This is a genomic window from Streptomyces sp. NPDC001020 (genome assembly GCF_053599115.1).
In genome coordinates this window covers 182,171-201,744 of sequence record NZ_JBSFLQ010000007.1, presented here as the reverse complement: position 1 = coordinate 201,744, position 19,574 = coordinate 182,171, and the positions used below count along the sequence as shown (strand labels likewise).

At 67.9% G+C, this 19,574-nt stretch carries 13 protein-coding genes and 2 pseudogenes; 4 read left to right on the top strand and 11 right to left on the bottom strand.

The window, feature by feature from the left end:
* Nucleotides 1-2: 2 nt before the first annotated feature.
* The 3 genes and pseudogenes from ACWDEX_RS09025 to ACWDEX_RS09015 form a co-directional block, all read right to left on the bottom strand.
* Nucleotides 3-1,952 (bottom strand): annotated as a pseudogene (locus ACWDEX_RS09025) (ThuA domain-containing protein); the annotation flags it as partial.
* Between the two features lie 6 nt (nt 1,953-1,958).
* Nucleotides 1,959-2,756: pseudogene (locus tag ACWDEX_RS09020) on the bottom strand (ThuA domain-containing protein); the annotation flags it as partial.
* 419 nt (nt 2,757-3,175) lie between these two features.
* Nucleotides 3,176-4,156: a multicopper oxidase domain-containing protein gene (locus tag ACWDEX_RS09015; protein WP_450462596.1), complete on the bottom strand. Its 981-nt coding sequence runs from the start codon at nt 4,154-4,156 to the stop codon at nt 3,176-3,178.
* A gap of 722 nt (nt 4,157-4,878) precedes the next feature.
* Between ACWDEX_RS09015 and ACWDEX_RS09010 the strand changes: the two genes are divergently transcribed.
* Complete coding sequence (locus ACWDEX_RS09010) at nt 4,879-6,672, top strand: OmpL47-type beta-barrel domain-containing protein (RefSeq protein WP_450462643.1); 1,794 nt, start codon at nt 4,879-4,881, stop codon at nt 6,670-6,672.
* A gap of 201 nt (nt 6,673-6,873) precedes the next feature.
* Here ACWDEX_RS09010 and ACWDEX_RS09005 read toward each other — a convergent pair whose 3' ends face one another.
* Nucleotides 6,874-7,479, bottom strand: a complete 606-nt coding sequence (locus tag ACWDEX_RS09005; protein WP_450462595.1) for a class I SAM-dependent methyltransferase — start codon at nt 7,477-7,479, stop codon at nt 6,874-6,876.
* An 81-nt stretch (nt 7,480-7,560) separates the two neighbouring features.
* On the opposite strand from ACWDEX_RS09005, the gene ACWDEX_RS09000 reads away from it, so the two are divergent.
* Nucleotides 7,561-8,373, top strand: a complete 813-nt coding sequence (locus ACWDEX_RS09000; RefSeq protein ID WP_450462594.1) for a D-Ala-D-Ala carboxypeptidase family metallohydrolase — start codon at nt 7,561-7,563, stop codon at nt 8,371-8,373.
* Between the two features lie 75 nt (nt 8,374-8,448).
* Here the strand turns inward: ACWDEX_RS09000 and ACWDEX_RS08995 are convergent, their stop codons facing one another.
* Nucleotides 8,449-8,964: an N-acetyltransferase family protein gene (locus ACWDEX_RS08995; RefSeq protein WP_450462593.1), complete on the bottom strand. Its 516-nt coding sequence runs from the start codon at nt 8,962-8,964 to the stop codon at nt 8,449-8,451.
* 145 nt (nt 8,965-9,109) lie between these two features.
* On the opposite strand from ACWDEX_RS08995, the gene ACWDEX_RS08990 reads away from it, so the two are divergent.
* Entirely contained in the window at nt 9,110-10,306 is a 1,197-nt protein-coding gene (locus ACWDEX_RS08990; RefSeq protein ID WP_450462592.1) for a helix-turn-helix domain-containing protein, read from the top strand.
* A 255-nt stretch (nt 10,307-10,561) separates the two neighbouring features.
* Nucleotides 10,562-10,915, top strand: coding sequence for a hypothetical protein (locus ACWDEX_RS08985; protein ID WP_450462591.1), 354 nt, complete (start codon nt 10,562-10,564; stop codon nt 10,913-10,915).
* A gap of 162 nt (nt 10,916-11,077) precedes the next feature.
* Here ACWDEX_RS08985 and ACWDEX_RS08980 read toward each other — a convergent pair whose 3' ends face one another.
* From ACWDEX_RS08980 to ACWDEX_RS08955, 6 genes are read right to left on the bottom strand one after another with little or no spacing between them, the layout of a single operon-like run.
* Nucleotides 11,078-11,923, bottom strand: a complete 846-nt coding sequence (locus ACWDEX_RS08980; RefSeq protein ID WP_450462590.1) for an ABC transporter permease — start codon at nt 11,921-11,923, stop codon at nt 11,078-11,080.
* Complete coding sequence (locus ACWDEX_RS08975) at nt 11,920-12,879, bottom strand: ABC transporter ATP-binding protein (RefSeq protein ID WP_450462589.1); 960 nt, start codon at nt 12,877-12,879, stop codon at nt 11,920-11,922. The genes ACWDEX_RS08980 and ACWDEX_RS08975 overlap by 4 nt, the downstream gene beginning before the upstream one ends.
* The gene (locus ACWDEX_RS08970; protein ID WP_450462588.1) at nt 12,872-14,113 is read right to left on the bottom strand and encodes a M50 family metallopeptidase; all 1,242 of its coding nucleotides are present in this window, start codon (nt 14,111-14,113) and stop codon (nt 12,872-12,874) included. Before ACWDEX_RS08970 ends, ACWDEX_RS08975 begins: the two co-directional genes overlap by 8 nt.
* Nucleotides 14,110-15,174 (bottom strand): thiopeptide-type bacteriocin biosynthesis protein, encoded by a 1,065-nt coding sequence (locus ACWDEX_RS08965; protein WP_450462587.1) that lies wholly within the window; start codon nt 15,172-15,174, stop codon nt 14,110-14,112. The genes ACWDEX_RS08970 and ACWDEX_RS08965 overlap by 4 nt, the downstream gene beginning before the upstream one ends.
* Nucleotides 15,174-17,870, bottom strand: a complete 2,697-nt coding sequence (locus ACWDEX_RS08960) for a lantibiotic dehydratase (RefSeq protein WP_450462586.1) — start codon at nt 17,868-17,870, stop codon at nt 15,174-15,176. Before ACWDEX_RS08960 ends, ACWDEX_RS08965 begins: the two co-directional genes overlap by 1 nt.
* 48 nt (nt 17,871-17,918) lie before the next feature.
* Entirely contained in the window at nt 17,919-19,535 is a 1,617-nt protein-coding gene (locus ACWDEX_RS08955; RefSeq protein ID WP_450462585.1) for a SagB family peptide dehydrogenase, read from the bottom strand.
* Between the last annotated feature and the right edge of the window lie 39 nt (nt 19,536-19,574).

Sequence of the window (19,574 nt, the reverse complement as noted above, 5' to 3'; positions counted from 1 at the left end):
TTCGGGGTGGCCGGGCCACCCTGGTAGGTGATGCGGATGAGCTTCTGGTTGTTGTGCAGGCTGAAGAAGCCGCCGGCGTAGTCGAGCATGTACAACGCACCGTCGGGGCCGAACTTGGCGTCCATCCAGCTCTGCATCTGGGTGCCGCCGCTACCGGGCGCGATGATGCTGCGCAGGTCCTCGCCGAAGGCCGGGGCACCCTGGTCCTTGACGTGGTCCGGGTCGAGAGTCACCGCAACCCGGTTGTTGGCGTTGGACTCGTCACCGATGAACCACTTGTCCTCCCAGTAAGCCGGCCAGGCCACGCCACTCTTGGTGTCCACCTGGGAGCGGTGGTAGGTCGGACCGGACATGACGGCCTGGCCGCCGCCCTTGAGGTACGGCTGGGTGTAGGTGGCCTCGCTGTCGACGTAGGTCGGGACACCGCTGCCGTCGGAGCGCTTGGGGAAGACCGGGCCGCCGCCCTGGGGCGAGTACCAGATCATGTTGTCGCGGGCCGGCGGGATGTCCACCAGGCCGGTGTTGCGCGGCGACTCGTTCTTGAGGTGGTCGCAGTCGTACCAGCCGGTGAGGACGCTGGCGTCGGTGTTGCTGCGGTCACGGTACGGCTGCCGGTTGCCCATGCAGTACGGCCAGCCCTGGTTGCCCGCAGAGGTGATGACCGTTGCCGTCTCGTACTTGGCCGGGCCCAGTTCGGGGCTCGACGCCCCCGCGTCCGGCCCGACCCAGCCTGCGTTCAGCCAGTTGTGCACCGGGTCGACGGAGAGCCGTGCGATGTTACGGACGCCCATCACGTAGATCTCCGGGCGGGTCTTGGCCGTGCCCGGCGCGAAGAGGTTGCCCTTGGGGATGGTGTAGGTGCCGTCGGACTCGGGGTGGATACGGATGATCTTGCCGTTGAGGTCGTTGGTGTTGCCGGCGGTGCGGCGGGCGTCCTGGAAGGAGGTGCCCTTGTAGTCCTGGGTCCAGTTGTTCCCGGAGTAGCCGCTGGAGCCGCCGGAGGAGTTGCTGTCACCGGAGCCGATGTAGAGGTTGCCGTCCTTGTCGAAGGACATGCCGCCACCGGCGTGGCAGCAACTGTGGATCTGGGTGCTCCAGTGCAGCAGGTCCTTGCGGGTTCCCTGGTCGATGGACTCGGTCGCGAAGTCGTAGGTCAGCCGGGAGACCGTCCGCTGGCCGATCCGCTTGTCGCGGTCGATCGACTCGTGAGGCATCCAGTAGACGTAGATCCACCCGTTCTTCTCGAACTTCGGGTCGAGGGTGATACCGACGAGGCCTTCCTCGTTCTTGACCAGTTCGTCACCGCTGCCCCGGTTGCCCATCACGTCGAGCGTGGTGAGCAGCTTGACCTTCTTGGTCTTGGGGTCCCACTGGTGGATGGTGCCGCAGCCCAGGCCGACCTTGGGGTCGTTCCAGTCGACGATCGGGCCGGACGGGCAGGCGGCCTTGCCGATGTAGAAGGCCTTGCCGTCGGGGGCCATGGTGAGACCGTGCGGCTCCCCGATCTGGTCGAGCTGGCCCGCCTTGTTCTGGTCGGTCAGCCGCTCGATCTTGTAGTTGGAGGCGATGGTCGCCTGACAGTCGCCGCGGACCATGCCGGTGGTCCACTGGATGGCGCCGAGGAGGTGGCTCTGGAACTTCGTGTCGGTGGTGTAGCTCTCCTCGGTGCGGCCCATACCGGTGTAGAAGGACCGGCCGCCGTCGTAGTCCCGGCACCACGAGATCGGGTGGAACGGGCCGTTGGCGCTGAGTCCCGGCTTGTACTTCCACTCCTCGACCTGGGCGATGGTGTGGACCTTGCCGATCGGGTTGGGATCCCAGTTTATCCACTGATCGGAGCGGGTCCAGTTGAGCGGCAGTCCCTTGTTGGCAGGGTGTTGACGGTCTGTCACATCGACAACGGACTGCTGGACCTTGGAGTCCTGCGGAGGCGTCGGGTTGGCATTGAAGAGCCGCAGTTCGGCGAGTTGGGTCAGCGGCTCACCGCTGTTCGCGGTGATCTCCAGCCGGTAGTGCTGGTACGCCTGCTTGTTGGTGAACTGGAACTGCCTGGTCTGGAACCGCGACGGGAAGGTCTCGCCGGTCCGGGTGTCGAGGGTCGTCCAGTTCTGGCCGTCCTGCGAGCCCTGCAGCTTCCAGTCCTTGGGGTCCCGCCCCGGATAGTCGTTGGCGGAGGTCAGCGCGTAGTTGACCACCGCGACCGGCTTGTCCAGCTTCATGGTGACCCAGCCGGTCGGCGCATGGGTCAGCCACTTGGTGTCGTTCTTGCCGTCGAACAGCTTGTCCTTGGTCTCGTTCGGCGGGTTGTCCTCGTTGACCGCGTACTCGACGATCTTCTCGGGGTCCGGGAGGCCCAGCGCCGGACGGGTGCCGATCAGGCCGGTGAACCAGGAGGAGTCCGCCTGCGCCCGAGCGGCGTCGTGGACGCCGACGAAGCCGCCGCCGTTGTTCACGTACGACTGGAACGCGGCCTCCTGGTCGGCGTTGAGCGTCACGCCGTCGGCCGACAGGAACACCACCCCTCGGTACTTGGCGAGGTTGGCGGCGGTGAAGACGCCGGGGTTCTCGGACTCGACGACCTCGAAGCCGTTCTTCTCGCCGAGGTTCTCGATCGCCGTCGTGGCCCGCTTGACCGGGTCGTCCTGCTTGGCGGCCGGCCCGTGGAAGACCAGGACGTTGACCTGTCTTTCGGTGTCGACGCCCTGGTCCTGGCTCTGTCCTGAGGGCGGCTGCGCGTGCGCCTGCACGGCCGGCATCGCGGACAGCCCCATGGTCAGCGCGGCGCTGGACAGCAGGACGACCGCGCGGCGCCAGGACCGTGCGTGCCGAGGGGCCCGCACCGGACGCGACGGCGGCGCTCCGCTTCTTCGTGACGGGGCGAACCGGTTTTTCATGCCCATCAGTCCTTCTTTCGAGGGAACCACCGGATTCAGCCGGTGGAGGAACCGAATCCCGGGAGCAGGTTGTGCCCGTCCCGCAAGGGATCGGTTCGGGCTGGACCGCAACCCCCGGGTTGGAAGCCCGTGTTCTTCAGGCGAGGGAGCGGAGTCACGGTTGCTCCTTGACTCGATCCGGCAACGGAAGAGTGATCAGGAAATGGAGCAAGGGCTGCCGCCGGCAGCAGCCTGTGTGGAGTTGTGATCTGGCGAGCCCAGGTCACAACTCCACAGAGGCCCTAGTGGTGGGGCATGCCGCCGGGGACCGTGCCGTCCGCCTCGGTCACGAGGAAGATCCCGGCCATGCCCATGTCCGCGTGGCTCTGGACGTGGCAGTGGTACATCCAGGCGCCCGCGCCGACCCGGTCACCCGCGATCACCTGGAACCCGAAGGAGTCAGCGGGGCCGACGGTCTTGGTGTCGATGACCCGGCTCACGTCCTGCGGACCTTGCAGGATCCCGGTGCGGTTGTCCACCCAGCGGTGGCCGTGCACATGAAAGGTGTGGAAGAACTCACCGTGCGTGATCACGATGAACTCCACTCGCTCACCGCGGACCGCTTTGAAGGTCGGTGCGTTGTGGGCGGCCTTGTTGTTGATCGTCATGTCGTTGAACACGACCGTGAACTGCTTGTCGGGCAGCACATCGCCCTTGCGGCGCACGATCACGGGACCGTACAGGCCCTTCTTGATACCGCCCGTGCCGTGCTCCGTCCCCACCTGGTGATCGTGGTAGTGCCAGTAGCCGGCGCTACCGGCCTCCCACGTCCCGTCGTGGTTCGGTCCCGGGGCGTGGGTACGCCAGACGTAGGTCCGCCGGCCGCCCGGCTCGACGACGCTGTCGTTCATCTTGGTGCCGTCGCTGGCTACGTCGTAGTCCATGCCGTGCACGTGCAGGCTCGCGGCGACGTCCAGGTTGTTGACGACCTCGATGTTCATCGTGTCGCCCTCGGTCAGCTCGATGAGCGGGCCGGGAATCGTCGCCTGGCCGGGCTGCAGGCCGTAGCCCATCTCCCCGTTCGGCAGTTTCTCCATGTACAGCGTCAGGTTGCGGACGTTCCCCTTGTTGTGTCCCTGCCCGTTTCCTTCACCGGGCTTGTCCTTCGGGGCGGCAGCGGCGGCGGTGCCCAGCACCGTGGGCACGGCCGCCGCAGCGGCCACCCCGGTGGCGAACGCTCGCCGGGAGAAAAGGCGTCTCGTGCCTTCGCCTGAGTCGGTCATCGCTCTCCAATCCTCGAAAAGCGTGCGTACCTGAAGGCGTTCGTGGTCATGGTGTGAGCCGCCGCCGACGGCATCTGTCCCGTCACGGCGGTACGCGGTGGCGCGCCGAGCGTTCGGCCCCGCGAGGCAGGCGGGGCGATCGATGGGCCGGATACGCCCGGGATCGGATCGGCCGGGCGAACAGGATTCGCCTCGAGACTGCCTCACCGTAACGGGCGCTCCACCAGTTTTTCCAGACTCAGGTCAAAGTCGGTTGGATTCTGGTCATAGGTCTTGGCGGCCAGTCAAAAGCTGAGTAGTTTCCCACCGATGCCGCATTGACGCAGTTTGTGTGAACCACGCCCTCCGGTTCGCGGTGCCACCGTCCTCACAGCGACAAGAGGCGGACGCCGCCTGTTCGTGAGTGACGGCGGCCACCGTCGTCGTCACGCCCCGGCGATCACCCGAAGCGCGGCACTCACCGCGTTCCGTCCAGGGCGCGGGTCCGGTGAGCGGAGTACTCGCGCCTCGAACACGCTCATCCCGGCGGCTGGTCGTCCACCCGGCGGACCGCAAGTTCTGCGCGGTGCCGCACAAGCGAATCCCCGAAAGGTGCAGCGGTGTTCAGAAGACTGCTCCATACCAAGACGGATCCGCCTCCCTCAAGTCCCGTGCGACGCAACAGATTCGGCGCTCATCCGGCGCTGGTGGCGCTGGTGACCGTTGTCTTCGCGGCTTTCTCCTTGGCCGTGCCGGCCGCGTACGCGGCGGTAAGTCGCCCGGCGGGGTCCACAGCCACCCAGGTACTCACCTGGACGGCCGGTGACGATTACACGCGGTACACGTCCGCCCCCACCACCGCGGTGGCCGGGCCCGCGACCATCGTGTTCGAGAACAGCGCGGCGACCGGCAACACGACGGGGATGCCGCACACCCTGACGTTCGACATCTCGAACCCCGACTACAACAACGACGTCAGCCTCAACATCCAGGCGAGCCCCTCGGACTCCAGCGGAGGCAGGCACACGGCCGAGGTCACCCTCACGCCCGGCGTATACCGCTACTTCTGCGCGATGCCGGGCCACCAGTTGATGACGGGTCTGCTCGTCGTCACCGCCGCGCCCGGCGGCGACACCACCCCGCCGGAAACGTCGGCGACGGTGTCGGGGACGAAGGACGCTTCCGGGAACTACGTATCGACCGCGACGGTGACGGTGACCGCATCGGACACGGAGTCCGGCATAGCAAGCGTCGAGTACTCACTCGACAACGCCGCATACACGGCCTACACCAAACCAGTCGAGGTGAACAGCCTCGGACAACACACCCTGGCCTACCGCGCAACAGACAAGGCCGGCAACACATCACCAACCAAGTCCGTCCAGTTCACCATCGTCGCAGCACCCCCGAACGACAAAACACCACCCGACACATCAGCAACCGTGACCGGAACCAAAGACACCTCCGGCAACTACGTATCCACCGCGACAGTAACCGTCACCGCATCGGACACAGAGTCCGGCATAGCAAGCGTCGAGTACTCACTCGACAACGCCGCATACACGGCCTACACCAAACCAGTCGAGGTGAACAGCCTCGGACAACACACCCTGGCCTACCGCGCAACAGACAAAGCCGGCAACACATCACCAACCAAGTCCGTCCAGTTCACCATCGTCGCAGCACCCCCGAACGACAAAACACCACCCGACACATCAGCAACCGTGACCGGAACCAAAGACACCTACGGCAACTACGTATCCACCGCGACAGTAACCGTCACCGCATCGGACACAGAGTCCGGCATAGCAAGCGTCGAGTACTCACTCGACGGTGCGGCTTACGTCGCTTATACGGCGCCGGTCGGGGTGAGCAGCGTGGGCCGACACACGCTGGCGTATCGGGCGACGGACAAGGCAGGGAACACGTCGCCGGTGAAGTCCGTGGAGTTCACGGTGGTGGCGGCTCCGCCGGAGGACAGGACGCCGCCGGAGGTGTCGGCCTCCGTCTCCGGCACGAAGAACAACTCCGGTGAATACGTCGGAAGCGCGACGGTGACGGTGACCGCTTCGGATGCGGACTCGGGTGTGGCCACGACCGAGTACTCCCTCGACGGCGGCCCCTACCTGCGGTACTCCGCCCCGGTGGTGATCGACAGAGCCGGAAGCCACACCTTCCTCTACCGGGCCACCGACAAGGCCGGCAACACGTCCACGCCGCAGTCACTGTCCCTCACCATCGTCGACAGCAGGCCGCCGACCGACTGCCCCGAAACGGACGACCGCTCCACCGTGTTCCTCGGCTCGCTCAACACCGGTGTCCCGAACCGCGTCACGGCCAACGGCTGCACGATCAACGAGCTGATCGAGGATCACCGCACCTGGAACAACCACGGCGCGTTCGTCTCACACGTCGGGGAGATCGTAGCGACGCTGCGGAAGGAAGGAGTCCTCGACCAACGGGAGGCCGCCGAGATCAAGAAGGCAGCCGGCCAGTCCGGCATCGGCATGCCGAACCGCGGATCCGCCGGCAACTGAGTCACGGTCCAGGGCGGTGACACCACCCCCGGCCATGTCCCTCGGCGGTCTGTAGTCAGCAGCCGCCGAGGCGACCGAACAACACGCCCAGGACTGATGGGGCGGAGAGCCGGACGGCTCGAACACATCGGTACATCGCCTGCCGGGGCACGTCCGCAAGCGCCTCGGCAGGCGCGAGTGATCAGGATGTCCCGCGTATCGTCACCGGCGGTGGACGCTGACGGCATAGCCGCCGCCGTCGTAGGGGTCGGCGTCCCAGGTGGCGAAGCGGTCGACGAGGGTGAGGCCGGCTGCGGCGCAGCAGTCGTCGTACTCGGGCAGCGTGATGCCGGGCGGCACGGGCAGATGGGCTTCGTCCAGGCCGAAGCCGGCGACCATCAGGCCGCCCGGACGCAGGGCCGCGGCCAGGCGCTCGACCACCGTGGCCTCGGTGCCGGCAGCGAGCAACGGGAAGACGTTGCCGGCAGCGACCACGAGATCGAAGTCCGCGGCGATGCCGAGCCGGTCCGGCTCGAACCCGGCCAGATCGACCTGGAACCAGGGCAGCCCCGGCGCCTGCTTCCGCGCCACCGCCAGCATCGACGCGTCAAGGTCTATCCCGACACAGTCGTACCCGAGTTCCGCGAGCCGGATCATGACCCGTCCGGTACCGCAGCCGGCGTCCAGCACCCGCGCTCCGGAAGGCACGAGAGCCGCGCAGAACCGCGCCTCGCCGTGCACGTCCTTCCCGCTACGGGCCAGGGCAGCGAACCGTGCGGCGTAGTCCTCTCCGGACGTCTCCCCGGTCAAATCCTTCCAACGGCTCATGGGGCCAACTATAGGTCGACCGCGTGCCACCTGAGGAAGCGACCGAGATCGCGACGCTGGCCGTCGCCGAGGAGGGCGGGAATGCAACCGATCGTAGGCGCGGCGACATCACCAGCACGACCGGCACGAAACTCCGGTCCCGCTATCGACCGCCGCTCCCTGTTCCGGGGAGCGGCGGGGCTCACGGCCACGCTCGGCCTGGCGGCGACGGTCAGCCTCGGAGCAGCGGGCAGAGCCTCGGCCTACGGCTGGAACCGTACCCTTCAGCAGGGCGCCTCCGGCTCCGACGTGGTGGAACTGCAGATCCGCGTCGGCGGCTGGGCCGCGTCCAGCGCCCAGCAGACCTACGTCGCCTGGGACGGCGCCTTCGGCCCGGGCACGGCCGCCGCCGTCCAGCGCTTCCAGTCCGCGTACGGCCTGAGCGCCGACGGCATCGTCGGCCCGCAGACCCAGGCCGTGCTGAACAGCCTCGAGGCCGGCGACGGATCAACCGCGCACTTCGACTTCAGCGAGTTCTACTCCAAGGACGGCTCCGGCTTCAGCGGCGGGAAGGTCGGATCCGCGACGGTCAAGGAGAACGTGCGCCGACTGATGTACAAGCTGGAAGCCGTACGCAAGAAGGCCGGCAACAGCTCGATCACGATCAATTCCGGCTTCCGCAGCATCGCGCACAACGCCGCGTCGGGCGGCGCGTCCAACAGCATGCACCTCTATGGCGTCGCCGCGGACATCGTCGTCAGCGGCCACAGCACCCTGCAGACCTACCGGATCGCCGAGACCTGCGGCTTCTCCGGCCTCGAGGCGTACACACACTCGTGGCAGCACGTCGACAGCCGCGTCCAGTACCCCTCGTACGGCTCCGGTTCGTGGTGGTGGGAGAGCGGTGTGGCGTGATCCGCCCGCTCCGGCACACCGGGCCCGTCCGCGCCGTCTCCGGCGGCGCCGGGCGGGCTGCCAGAACCGCGGAAATCAAGGAATGCTCAGTGGTGTGGGGCAGGTCTGGACGTCCAGAACCATTGTGTCCGAGTTGCCGTTGCGCCCGACTCGGGTAAAGCCGAGGGCAGTGTAGAGGTGCACAGCGGGGTTGCCGTCCTCGACGCTCAGGCTGAGTCGAGCGGCCGGGGCCAGCCCCTCGGCGGCGGCCTGGATCAGCGCCTCCATCAGGGCCCGGCCGTGCCCGCGGCCGCGGTGTTCGGGCAACAGGCCGAGGGTCAGCTCGGGAACGTCTGGAGCGACGAAGCCGTATCCGGGCTCACTCTCGGGGAGGTGCCGCGCCCAGGCCGCACCGATCGGTTCGCCGGCGTCGGTCTCTGCGATTACCCCGAAGTCGTCCCTGCGGGGCCAGCCGACGAGGTAGCGCGCGGCGTGCGGCTCAGCGGCGAGCTGCTCGGCGGTGAACCGCTGCTCGCCGTTCCAGTTGTATGCCTCGAGCAGGATGCGCCAGAGGAAATCGGCGTCGCGGGCGACAGCGGGGCGGACAGACATCGACGGCCTTCGGGTCGGGAGCGGTGTGGTGCGTAGGTGCGAGTGTCGCATCTGGGGTGATCATTGTTCAGGTGATCGCCCTGTCCTGATCCTGGGCGGTGGGGTCGGGGTACCGTCTGAGTGGTGCCGCAGAACGGAGTTCGCCATGCCGCAGAGCATCGAGGAGCACACCGGCGCTCGGATCGCCCGCATCCGCAAGCAGCGTGGCCTGACGCAGCAGGGGCTGGCGATGCGGGGTCACGTGTCCAAGTCGCTGTTGTCGAAGGTGGAATGCGGACAGAAGCCCGCCTCTCCGGCTCTCGTCGCGGCATGTGCTCGTGCCTTGGGTGTTTCCACGTCGGAGTTGCTGGGGCAGCCGTACACCGAGGAGCTACGCCGCGACCGAATGGACACGCTGATCCAGCCGATCCGTGAAGGGCTGGAGAACTGGGACATCGCTCTCGACTGGGAGACGGCTCCCCGTCCGCCTGCTTTGATCCGAGCAGATGTTCAGCGCGCTCTTGTGCAGCGCCGTCAGGCGCAGTACACGGACATGGTGCGCGATCTGCCGGCACTGGTCGACGAGTCGGTGCAGGCCGTGCACACCAGCACCGGGGAGGAGCAGCGGCTGGCCTACGAGTGCCTGGCAGGGGCGTTCCGGTGTGTGTTCACCGTGGCGTGGAACTTCGGCTACATCGACCTGGCGACCGTCGCGCTGGATCGCCTGGCGTTGACGGCACCGCGCGCCGACGAGCCGGGCTTGGCCGCCATGCACGCCTACCTTCGCGCGCAGACCACGATGTCGTCCGGCCGCTATGACGTGGGCATCCGTGTGATCGATCAGGCCCTGCGAGACCTCGACGGTCAAGATGCACGCCGCCCGGCTGGCGTTGAGGCGATGCGGGGGGTGATGCAACTGCGTGCTGCGGTGATCGCGGGCCGGATGAAGGAGCGGGAACACGCCGACGCCCGTTTGGCCGAAGCCCGCGCCCTCGCACAGATCACAGGTGAACTGCCCGACTTCGGTGTCACCTGGGGGCCGACCAACGTCGGTGTGCACGCGGTCGCCATCGCCTCCGAGATGGACGATTTCGGGCATGCGATCGAACTCGCCGATGAGGTACGCATTCCGCGCGGCTGGACCCGCTCCCGAGCCGGACACCACTGGATGGACCTCGGCCGGGCCCGTGCCTGGTCAGGCCATTCGGAACAGGCGCTGGACTGCCTGCACCAGGCCCGGCGTCTCGCGCCGCAGCAAACGCGCTACCACCCGACCGTGCGAGAGACCGTGCTCGCCCTCAAGCGGCACGAGCGGACGCGCAGCCACTCGCTGGCGCAGTACGCGGAGTGGGTCGGGATATAGCAGTTTCCGGGCAAGGACAGTTGCACGTCTTGGTGCAACTGCCGTGCACCGCTGCTCGGCAGGCTGACGTTCGTCAAAGCCCTCGCGACCAATTGGGTCTCCCTTGCTCGAACGGAGTCAGAACCAGGGGAAGAACGGTCCGAGGGCATGGCCAACGCCGACAAGGAGCGTCAACATGCCGCACTGTATCGTCCGAACTTTCGAGCCTCTACGACGGCTGATCCTGCAGCCACTCAACATAGTGAAGGTACAGGCATGGTGAGCCTGGCGGGTCGGCTGCGTCTGCTGCCCTGGGCCGGGCCGGAGGGCAAGCCGTGCTACCTCGCGGGCGAGGGGACCGGATACTTGTCCCAGCTCGCGGACAACATGGAGTCGGCCCAGCTCGGCCTGGCCGGTGAACTCCTCCAAGAAGCGAAGCATGTTCTGCACGGGCGTCAGTGGAGTCAGGGTGAACTACATCTGCTCGCGGTCCAGTTGACCGAAGCACTGATGGATGTCCACCGGATCGCGGTCAGCCGAGGGGAGCGCCTGCCTGCACCCGCCTACGAGAATCCCGACACGATCGACGACGAGGACGACCCTCGCGACCCGCGCACCTCGCTTGACTGACTGCGATGCCGCGGAGCACGCCGCCTTGCCCGCCGAGCGCGGGCAGCAGCGGCGCCTCGGACAGGAAGTGGATCCGGATCTGTCCCCGGTGGCACCCCAGCAGCGCAGGCCGGTCTCGGATCGGCGCTGCGGTGCCCGGTGCCACCCGGCCAGGACTCTCGTTCAGGTCACATCCCGGCGCGAGACGAGCAGCGCGGAGAGGCTGAGGCACACCACCACGTACGCCGCCAGCACCACGCTCGCAGCCAGTGGCCCGGAGACCGAGACGACCCCGGGGATCGAGGTGTTCGGCTCGCCCGACGGGTCGAGGGCCGTGGCGAGTGAGCCCGCGCTGGGGCCGATCAGCAAACCCTGCACCGCCTTCAGCCCGGGCAGCGTGCCGGCCAGGCCGGACACCAGGTTCTCCACCGCCAGCAGCCAGAGCAGGCCCACCCCGATGGCCGGCCCGGTGCCGCGCAGCAGGATCGACAGGAAGATGCCCAGGCTCGTCGCGGCCATGCTGATCAGCCAGACCGCGCCGATTCCGGCCAGCAGTGTCATCGCGTCCTGCCAGTGTGCGGGCCGGCCGGTGAGCGCCGCCACGAGCGCGCTCGCCCCCGCGCTCGCCACCAGCACCACCACCGAGATGCACAACGCCGCCGCCGCTGCCGCCCCGGCCTTCCCGAGCACCGCCGAGGCACGGCCGGGCCCTTGGACCAGAAGCGTGCTCCAGGTCCCCCACCGGTGCTCCCCGCCCACGAGGACAGCACCGAGAATCAGCATCAGCGCGCTGCCGAACATCGGGTACAGGTCCACGGTGCCCGACAGGAACTTGTCCGGCAGCAGACCGTTGATCAACTTCTCTGGATCGCCCGACGCCCCGGTCGGCCGGTTCCTGACGGCCAGCCAGACGACGTACGGCACCACCATGCCGAAGGCCACCGCCAGCCCGGCCCACGCCCCGCCGACGATCCAGACGCCGGGACGCTTGCGTGTCGACAGCAACTCTGCCCGAAGGACGCCGTTCAACGGTTGACCACCTCCACGGGTTCCGGTCCGGTGGGCCGAGGGTCTTCGACCAGATCGAAGAACAGGTCCTCCAGGGAAAGGACTTGCTTGCGCAGTTCGCTGACTTCCAGCCCGTTGACCACGAGCAGCCGGTTGACGGCGGCGGCCTCACGTGGGTCGACGACCACGCGTAGTTCCCCGTCGACGACCGCCGTCGAGCGGACAGCCGACATCTGGCGTACGAGTTCGGCGGCACGCTCAGGCGAGTTCACGGTCACCGACAGCCCGCCTTCGTCGGATCCGCGTCGTAGTTCGGCAAGTTCGGCCACCGTGCCGTCGGCGATCAGCCGGCCCCGGCGGATCACGCCCACCCGGTCGCACACGTGCTCCACTTCGGCAAGCAGATGACTGGACAGGAGTACGGTGCGGTTGTCGCGGCGCAGGCCGGTGATCAGGTCGCGCATGCTCGCCATGCCTTCCGGATCGAGCCCGTTGGTCGGCTCGTCGAGAATGAGCAGCGCGGGGTCCTTCAGCAGTGCGGCGGCCACCGCGAGGCGCTGTTTCATGCCGAGCGAGTACGCGCGGAAGGCGACGTCCGCCTTGGCGGACATCCCGACCTCTTCGAGAACTTCTGCGATCCGGGCTGCGGGTACGGAGGCGTATCCGGCGAGGATGCGCAGGTTGTCCCGGCCGGAGAGATGCGGGTACAGGGCCGGGGCCTCGATCAGTGCTCCTACCCCGCGCAGGCTGCTCCGGGTTCCGGCCGGGTGGCCCAGCACCCTGGCGGTCCCCGAGGTGGGCCGGATGAGCCCGACCAGCATGCGCATGGCGGTGCTCTTCCCGGCGCCGTTCGGGCCGAGGAATCCATAGACCTCCCCGCGGCGGATGCGCAGGTCGAGGTCGAACACGCCGGTTTCCGGGCCGTACCGCTTGGTCAGCCCGCTGGTACGGATCGCGATGTCGTCGCCGTCACTCATCGGTGCCCTGCCCTTCGCCGGAGCGGCCACGGGCGGCCAGCGCCAGGACACCGGCGACCACCACGGTCTCAGCGGCGAGTATCGCCACCGCCCACGTCGGCCCCACCCAACGCTGGAGGCTGTGGAACCAGACCCACATCAACGCGCAGTAGGCCGAAAGGAGAAGCAGCAGCGACCCGACTCCGTAGAGAACGTAGGTGCGGATGTCGCGGGGCGGATAGGCGCTGAGCCGTTCCCCGGCGGCGGGATCGCGCCAGCGCAGTCGCAGCCGCCAGAACCGGTAGGACTCGCGGCGCAGATCGGCGATGTTCAACGCATGGGTGAGCATCACGTAACCATCCGATCGAAGAATCGGCAGCAGATTGATCACGGCGGCACCACTGCCGAAGAGCAACAGGCCGGCGACGAGCGGACGCCCGAGCGCCCCCTCACCGGCGAGCCACCACCAGGCCGCAACCGGAACCAGTGCCAGCAGGCTGACGAAGACGCCGGCGAACGCCGTACCCACCCGAGCCCTGCGCTGGTGGAACAGCACGATGTCGTCCGTGCGGCAGTAGGGAACCAGCATGGGAAACCGCCAGCTGAGCCCGATCTCGGCGACCACCCCGCCGAAATGACGGCATGTCACACCGTGCGCGAACTCGTGAAGCACGGTGATCCCCCACAGCAGTACCGCCGACAGCGGCAGGGTGATCACCGAAGACCCCTGGTGGGTCGCCTCATGGGTCAGGGTGGCGACATGCGTCCAGACGAACACCTGGACAGCCACCAGCAGGACGAACGCCGGTATCAGGAACGCCGCACGGAAGGCGAAGGCCAGTCGAGTCGCCAAAGCGGCGCACAGCTGGTCAGGGCGCAGAATCACCCAGCGTCGGCGCAGCCAGCCCTGGCGCGCCGACTGCTTGGCCTCGTGGGCCTGCTTCAGCCTCTCCAGAGCCGCGTCGTCGGCGTGTCCGTCGATCAGTTGGTAGCGGCCGAGCATGGTGAACATCTGCTGCCAGTGCCCGGGACCGAGTCTGCGGTCGTAGGTGTCGGTGTATCTGCGGCCGATGTCCTCGAGGGTGTGCCCTCCGTCCATCAGCCCCATGATGAAGTGCTCACGGGGACCGACGCGGTAGTAGCAGCCGGTGCGTGCGTCCTTGATGTGGTGCACGGTCCTGGGTCCTGACCGCATGGCCGGACCGAGTACCACCTCCGGCCGGAGCCGGGGCCGGTCGTAGGTCGTGTCGGTCACCGCAGCGCCTCCTGGGGTGCCATGTCGGCCAGCGCCTTGCAGAGGACGTACGACAGGTAGATCTCGTCGAGGATGCTCACCCCGAGCCGGTTGTTGGTCATGTGGACGTAGGAACTGAGCACGATGGCCAGCGCGGTCTGCGGGTCATGTACGGGTCCGTCGCGGAAGGTCAGGGACCCCGCATCGGCCAGGTCCAGTACTCGGTCGCGGAGTTCGCCACAGTGGGCGAGCCAGGACCGCTCCAGAGGGGTCGGCGCGGCCGGGGAGTCGTCGCGGGTGCTGTCCCGCACATGCTCCACCCGGGTCACCAGCCGGCCCTTCATCCGCTCGTAGCTGCGGTCGAAGCGCTCGTGCTGGCTTTCGCTGGGCTCCTGGTACGAGGTCTCCCACATGGTGCGGTAGCGTTCCAGGAACCGGGCCACCGCCTCCTCGTCACGCAGGAACGCGAAACACAAACCCGCAGTCAACTGCGCGGCTTGGCCGAGCAGTACGGTGCGTACGTGGACATTGGTGGTCTCCAGCAGGGTCATCACCGTCTCGCTGGATTCCTGGAAGTGCCACTCGGCGAGTTCCATGCCGGCCGGGCCGCCGTACCGGTCCAGCTCCCGCTCGTAGGGGATGCGGGCGACGCTGTTGTTGTCCCGGAACGGCATCGCGCCGTCGGCACCGTACAGCTCGTTCCAGCGCTCCTCGGTGTATTCGGCCAGGAACATGTTCTTGTACAGGTCGCCGCTGGCGTTGCGGTCCTCCTCGTACAGGGCGGGACGCCCGCGCAGGTACTGCTCGAGCGCCGCCCTCGCGGTCCGGGCCACTTCCGCGGTCACCGACACGTCGGTCGGCAGCAGGCGCAACCGGATGTGCGGGCCCTCCAGCCAGTAACGGATGAAGAACCAGGAGCGCAGCAGACCTCGTTCACGCAGGCGTGCCACCAGCGGCCGCACACAGTGGACCAGTACCGGATTGGCGTTGGCGGCGTAGAAGACATGAAAGCTGATCCAGCCGTCGCCGTCCGACTCGGCCTCGATGTGCTTGCCGTCGTTCGCGTCCTGATCGCCGCCCATCACCGCTCCGCATCCGTTGCGTTGATTCCGTTGAGTTCGACCGTGAGTTCGGTGACGTACCGCTGTCGGTCGTCGCGCAGCCACAGTTGGTCGGGGCCGGGCAGCATCTCGGTGAGCGTCACCGCCGAGTCGCTCTTGCGGACCGCGGTCTCCAGCAGCCGGAGGCACGCATACGAGTCGAAGTCCACGTACTGCGGTTTGCGTTCACCGCCCAGGCCGGCGAACACGTGGCGGGGCAGCCCGGCCCGCCGCTGCCACTCCCGCCACGCCAGGAACCACTCGTGGTCCGACTGTCCGGCCGTGACGGGCGGAAGCTGGTCGGCGGCGAACCGCCAGGACTTGCGCTGCAACACCACATTGCCGAGCCGGACGCGAGGAAGGACGCCGCTGTCACCCTCCGGGATGCCGGTGCCCTCCCACACGTCGAGCTGGACCATGGTGGTGCAGGAGAAGTTGAGCAGCACCTGCTGCACCTCCGGCAGTGCCATCGGGAGCAGGAAGCCGAGGTAGACGGGGATCACCTCGACGCCCAGTCTGCGGGAGCGCAGGAGCAGCCGGTCGGTGGCCGCTTCGTGCTCGACGACGAGGTCCTCCACCGGGATCTGCTCGTGCGGCGGGCGGAAGCTGGTTTCCCCGGGGCAGACCACCTCGTAGGGCGTGACGACCGGGTGCAGGTTCAGGTTCGTCGTGTCGTAGCCGCCCTTCAGCTCCGCGAACACGGCTCCCTTCGGTACGGCGTCGTCCAGTGACCGGCGCAGTGAGGTGGTGAGACCTTCGTCGAGGCAGTGAGCGAATCGCGAGAAGAGCAGGGTGAGGCCGGAGTAGATCCGGTTGACGACCACCAGCGGGTCGTCGGCGCCGTTCTCGGCGAGTTGGAGGAAGAACGACAGCGAGCGCAGTCGCTCCGGCCTCGGCAACAGACCCTCTACGGTGGCCAGGAAGTCCTCGTCCAGCTCGATGTCGGCTCCGGCGGCGGAGGCGGTCCGGTACCGGAGGTTCATCTCCTGGGCCACTGCGGATCGCGCGCGGTCGATGCTCGCGATCTCCTCCTGCCGGAACCAGTTGTCGTACGTACGGAAAGCGGTGCCGTCGAACCGCTGATGGCGCATCAGCCGCTTGTTGTAGTTCTCGTAGAAGTCCTGGTTGAACTGGTGGGCGAAGGCGAGGAAGTCATCGCAGCGCCCGCCTTTCCCGTAGCGTGCCTGGAAGAATCCCTTGGTGACGAGTCTGCGTATCAGGTTTCCGTCGAACGCCGGGAGGACCCGGGCCAGTTGTTGGAGCCCGGGAGCGAGCTGCCGGGTCCAGGTGGAGGCGTCACCGGTCACCTCCAGTCCCGGCAGGGTGGTGTCCTCGTAGACCAAGGTGCGCAGCACCGGTGTGTCGTCGCGGCCCAGGACGCGGTGTGTCTGTGCAGCCGACTCCTTTATCCGCGCGAGCAGTTCACGCCTACGGGTCAGTCCGGCGTCGGCAAACCGTTCGACGTCCGCGCCCATCCTTTCGACGAGCACGGCGATGTCGTCGGCCCAGCCCGCTTCCAGCCGCGACAGCCCTTTGCGGTAAGTGGTGACCGGATCCGGGTCGTGGATGTCGATGTGCAGATCCGGAACGACGAGCAGTCCCAGCCTGAGCAACTGGGCCAGGTATCGCTCCACTTCCTGTTCCGTCCGCTTCGTGTCCATCGCGCACAGCCGCTGCACGACGTCGCCGAACCGCAGTGCCCCACCCTCGGCGAACAGCGTGAGGACATCGGCGAGGGTTTCCCCACTGGGCAGGAAGAAGAGGCTCTCGTGCACGGCGTCCAACGTGACCGCAGCGTCCGCATCACCATCGGCGCCGCGCAGCTTGCGCAGGTAGCGCACCTGGTCGCGGTGCATCTGCGTGCCACTGGTGGCTCGGACCGGCAGATCGCGGCGGACCTGTGGGTCTGCGGTCAGCTGTTCCGAGAGCCTGGCGAGCAGCGCGATGTTCAGCCGGGTGCTGCCCCGTTTCTCCCACCCGCGCACGGACGCGGCGAGCGGCCTGCCGTCGGCGTCGGCGAAGGTGCCCGCGGACACCGCCGTCAGCGTGCTGAACGGGCTCGTCTTGCACGCCGTGCGCAGCAGGTACTCGAGGAGCGACCGTTCTATGCGCCGTTCCCGCTTGCTGAGCGGTCCGTCGGCGCGCCGCAGGTAGTCGTCCAGATACTCGTCGAGCGACGGGGACGACAACTGGATGCCGTAGCGCAGGTCCGTCTCCGTCGCGATGCGACGCAGTTCCCGTCGGGCCGCTGTGATCTCGTCGCTCAGGACGCCGGAACCGGTCCGTAGCAATTCCTCGTGTCGCTGCCGGTCGGCCGACCACGCGCGCAACTCGTCGAGTTCGTCGGCCGGCAGCAGTGGCTCGGCCGCGGTCAGGCCGCGCGGAGCACGGGCGTTGAAGACGTCTCGGCGTAAGTTGATCAGCGTCCGTCGTGCCTGAGGATCGTCGAGGCTGTGGGCCACGCGTTCTTGCAGGGAGTCGGCGAGCCGGGCTCCGCGCTCGCGCAGCCGCTGCCGCGCGTCGAGCACGTCGTCCGCCCATGCCGCACTCGCCGGAGTGGCCAGCGCGGCCGCGGTATCGAAGGGCAGCCCACCGACGCGCAGCATGAACCTCGGCACCAGGTGCCATGTCACGCCCTCCGCGCTCTCGTGATCGGACGGGATCGTGGCGGACGCCATGCGGGGCGATGTCGATGGCAGCGCGCTGGATGTCACGGATCAGCCCTCTCAGACCAGCCGATAGTCGAAGTCCGCGCTGTCCGCGCGTTCGTGGCCGAGCAGCAGGAACAGGAAGGTTCGCTCGTCTCCGTCGTCGAGGCCGACCGCCTCGTCGATGGCGATGTTGTCGAAACCGAGTACCGCCCCGCAGCCGACGTCCAGCGCGGCAGCGGCGGTGTAGGCCGTCTGCGCCACTGCGCCCACCTCGGAGTTCAGCACTCGATAGCCCCGGCTGCCGTAGGCGTCGAGCGTGCTCCGCCATCGCCCCGAGATCGCCAACACGGCGCCGACCTGTTCCAGGTTGTAGTTGCTCAGGTAGTAACTGCGTTGCAGCTTCTCGGCGAGCGGCATCTCGCGCACGACCCGCAGTCGGTGTCCGGCACCGTCATAGCGGTAGGTGCCGCTGGGAAGCCCGGTGACGCGGTTCGCCAGCACGTACAGACCCGTCAACCCGACCTCGTCGGGCACCACGTCCGAGAGGTATCGCTGCCCAGCGACCGTGCCCGCAAGTACGGTCGCCAACTCGTCCAGGCGCAGGGGGCGGGAGCGCGTGAACGAGCCGAAACTGGTCCGCCGGGAACGCAGTGTCTCCCCGATGTCCCGGCCGAGGCGGTCGGTCAGCGGCTCCGGTAGCTCGACGTCCTCGCCCCCGGCGGGCGGGATGGGTACGAGGCGCCGCGCCACCGAGGGCCCCGGACGTTCACGGCGGTCCGCCAGGACCGCCCGGTGCACCCGCTCGATCTGCTCGAAGGTGCGGGGGCGGGCCGATCTCTCGAAGCTCGGCCGGTCGACGAGACCGCCGCGGTCCACCGGATCGAAGTGGGCTGAGCGCTCCGCGAGTGGGCCGAAGGGCAGGGGGACGACGGCCAGTGCGGTCTCCTGGTCGGTTTCGAGCCCGAGCAGCCGGTTCAGCCGCTCGTCGTCGAACCACAGCACGCGAGTGAGACGTCTGCCCGTCCCCCGCGCGATCAGTTCCCAACTACCCAGCAGAGCGCCTGCATCCTGTGTCACCACGTGGTAGCAGAAGCTGTTGTACTTGAAGGAGTTCTTCCAGAAACGCACGGTCACCACGAGGAAGCCGTCCGCCGTCTCGGCCCCGCTCCCGGGCTCGCACGCCGCGCGCACCTCGTGCGAGAGGTCACCGACGAGCAGGCGCTCGAAGCTGTGGTGTGCCGTCGAGTAGTGGTAGACGCCGGGGGCCAGCGGGCTGCCCGGGCCGGCCACCCAGTAGACCTCCAGCGGGTACATTCCTCCCCCGGAGGCGGTACCGCGCCCCCACAGTGCCTCCGGGTAGAGCACCCGCACATGGCTGTCCTGGTTCCAGCTCACCCGCAGCCTGCGGTCCAGTACGCCGTACGACAGCCGCAGCAACGCGGCGAGCGAGTCGGTGGTCCAGGGCTGTCCATGGCCGGCGGCCGGTTCACCGAAGAGCACCTCCGCTGTATCCGCCAGCGGCAGACCGATGCCCGGTGGGAGCGGGAAACGCCGCACGCCCAGGTAGGTCTTGTGTCGGGACGGCTGGTCCTCCCAGTCGGGGCTGAAGCCGACCGGCTCCATCGGCTCCCGACCGCGCCGGAACACAGACTCGACATAGTCGCTCACGACCTGCGTTCGGTCTACGGACACGGGGTCTCCTCCTTCGGCCCGCGGGGGCCGACGTTACGG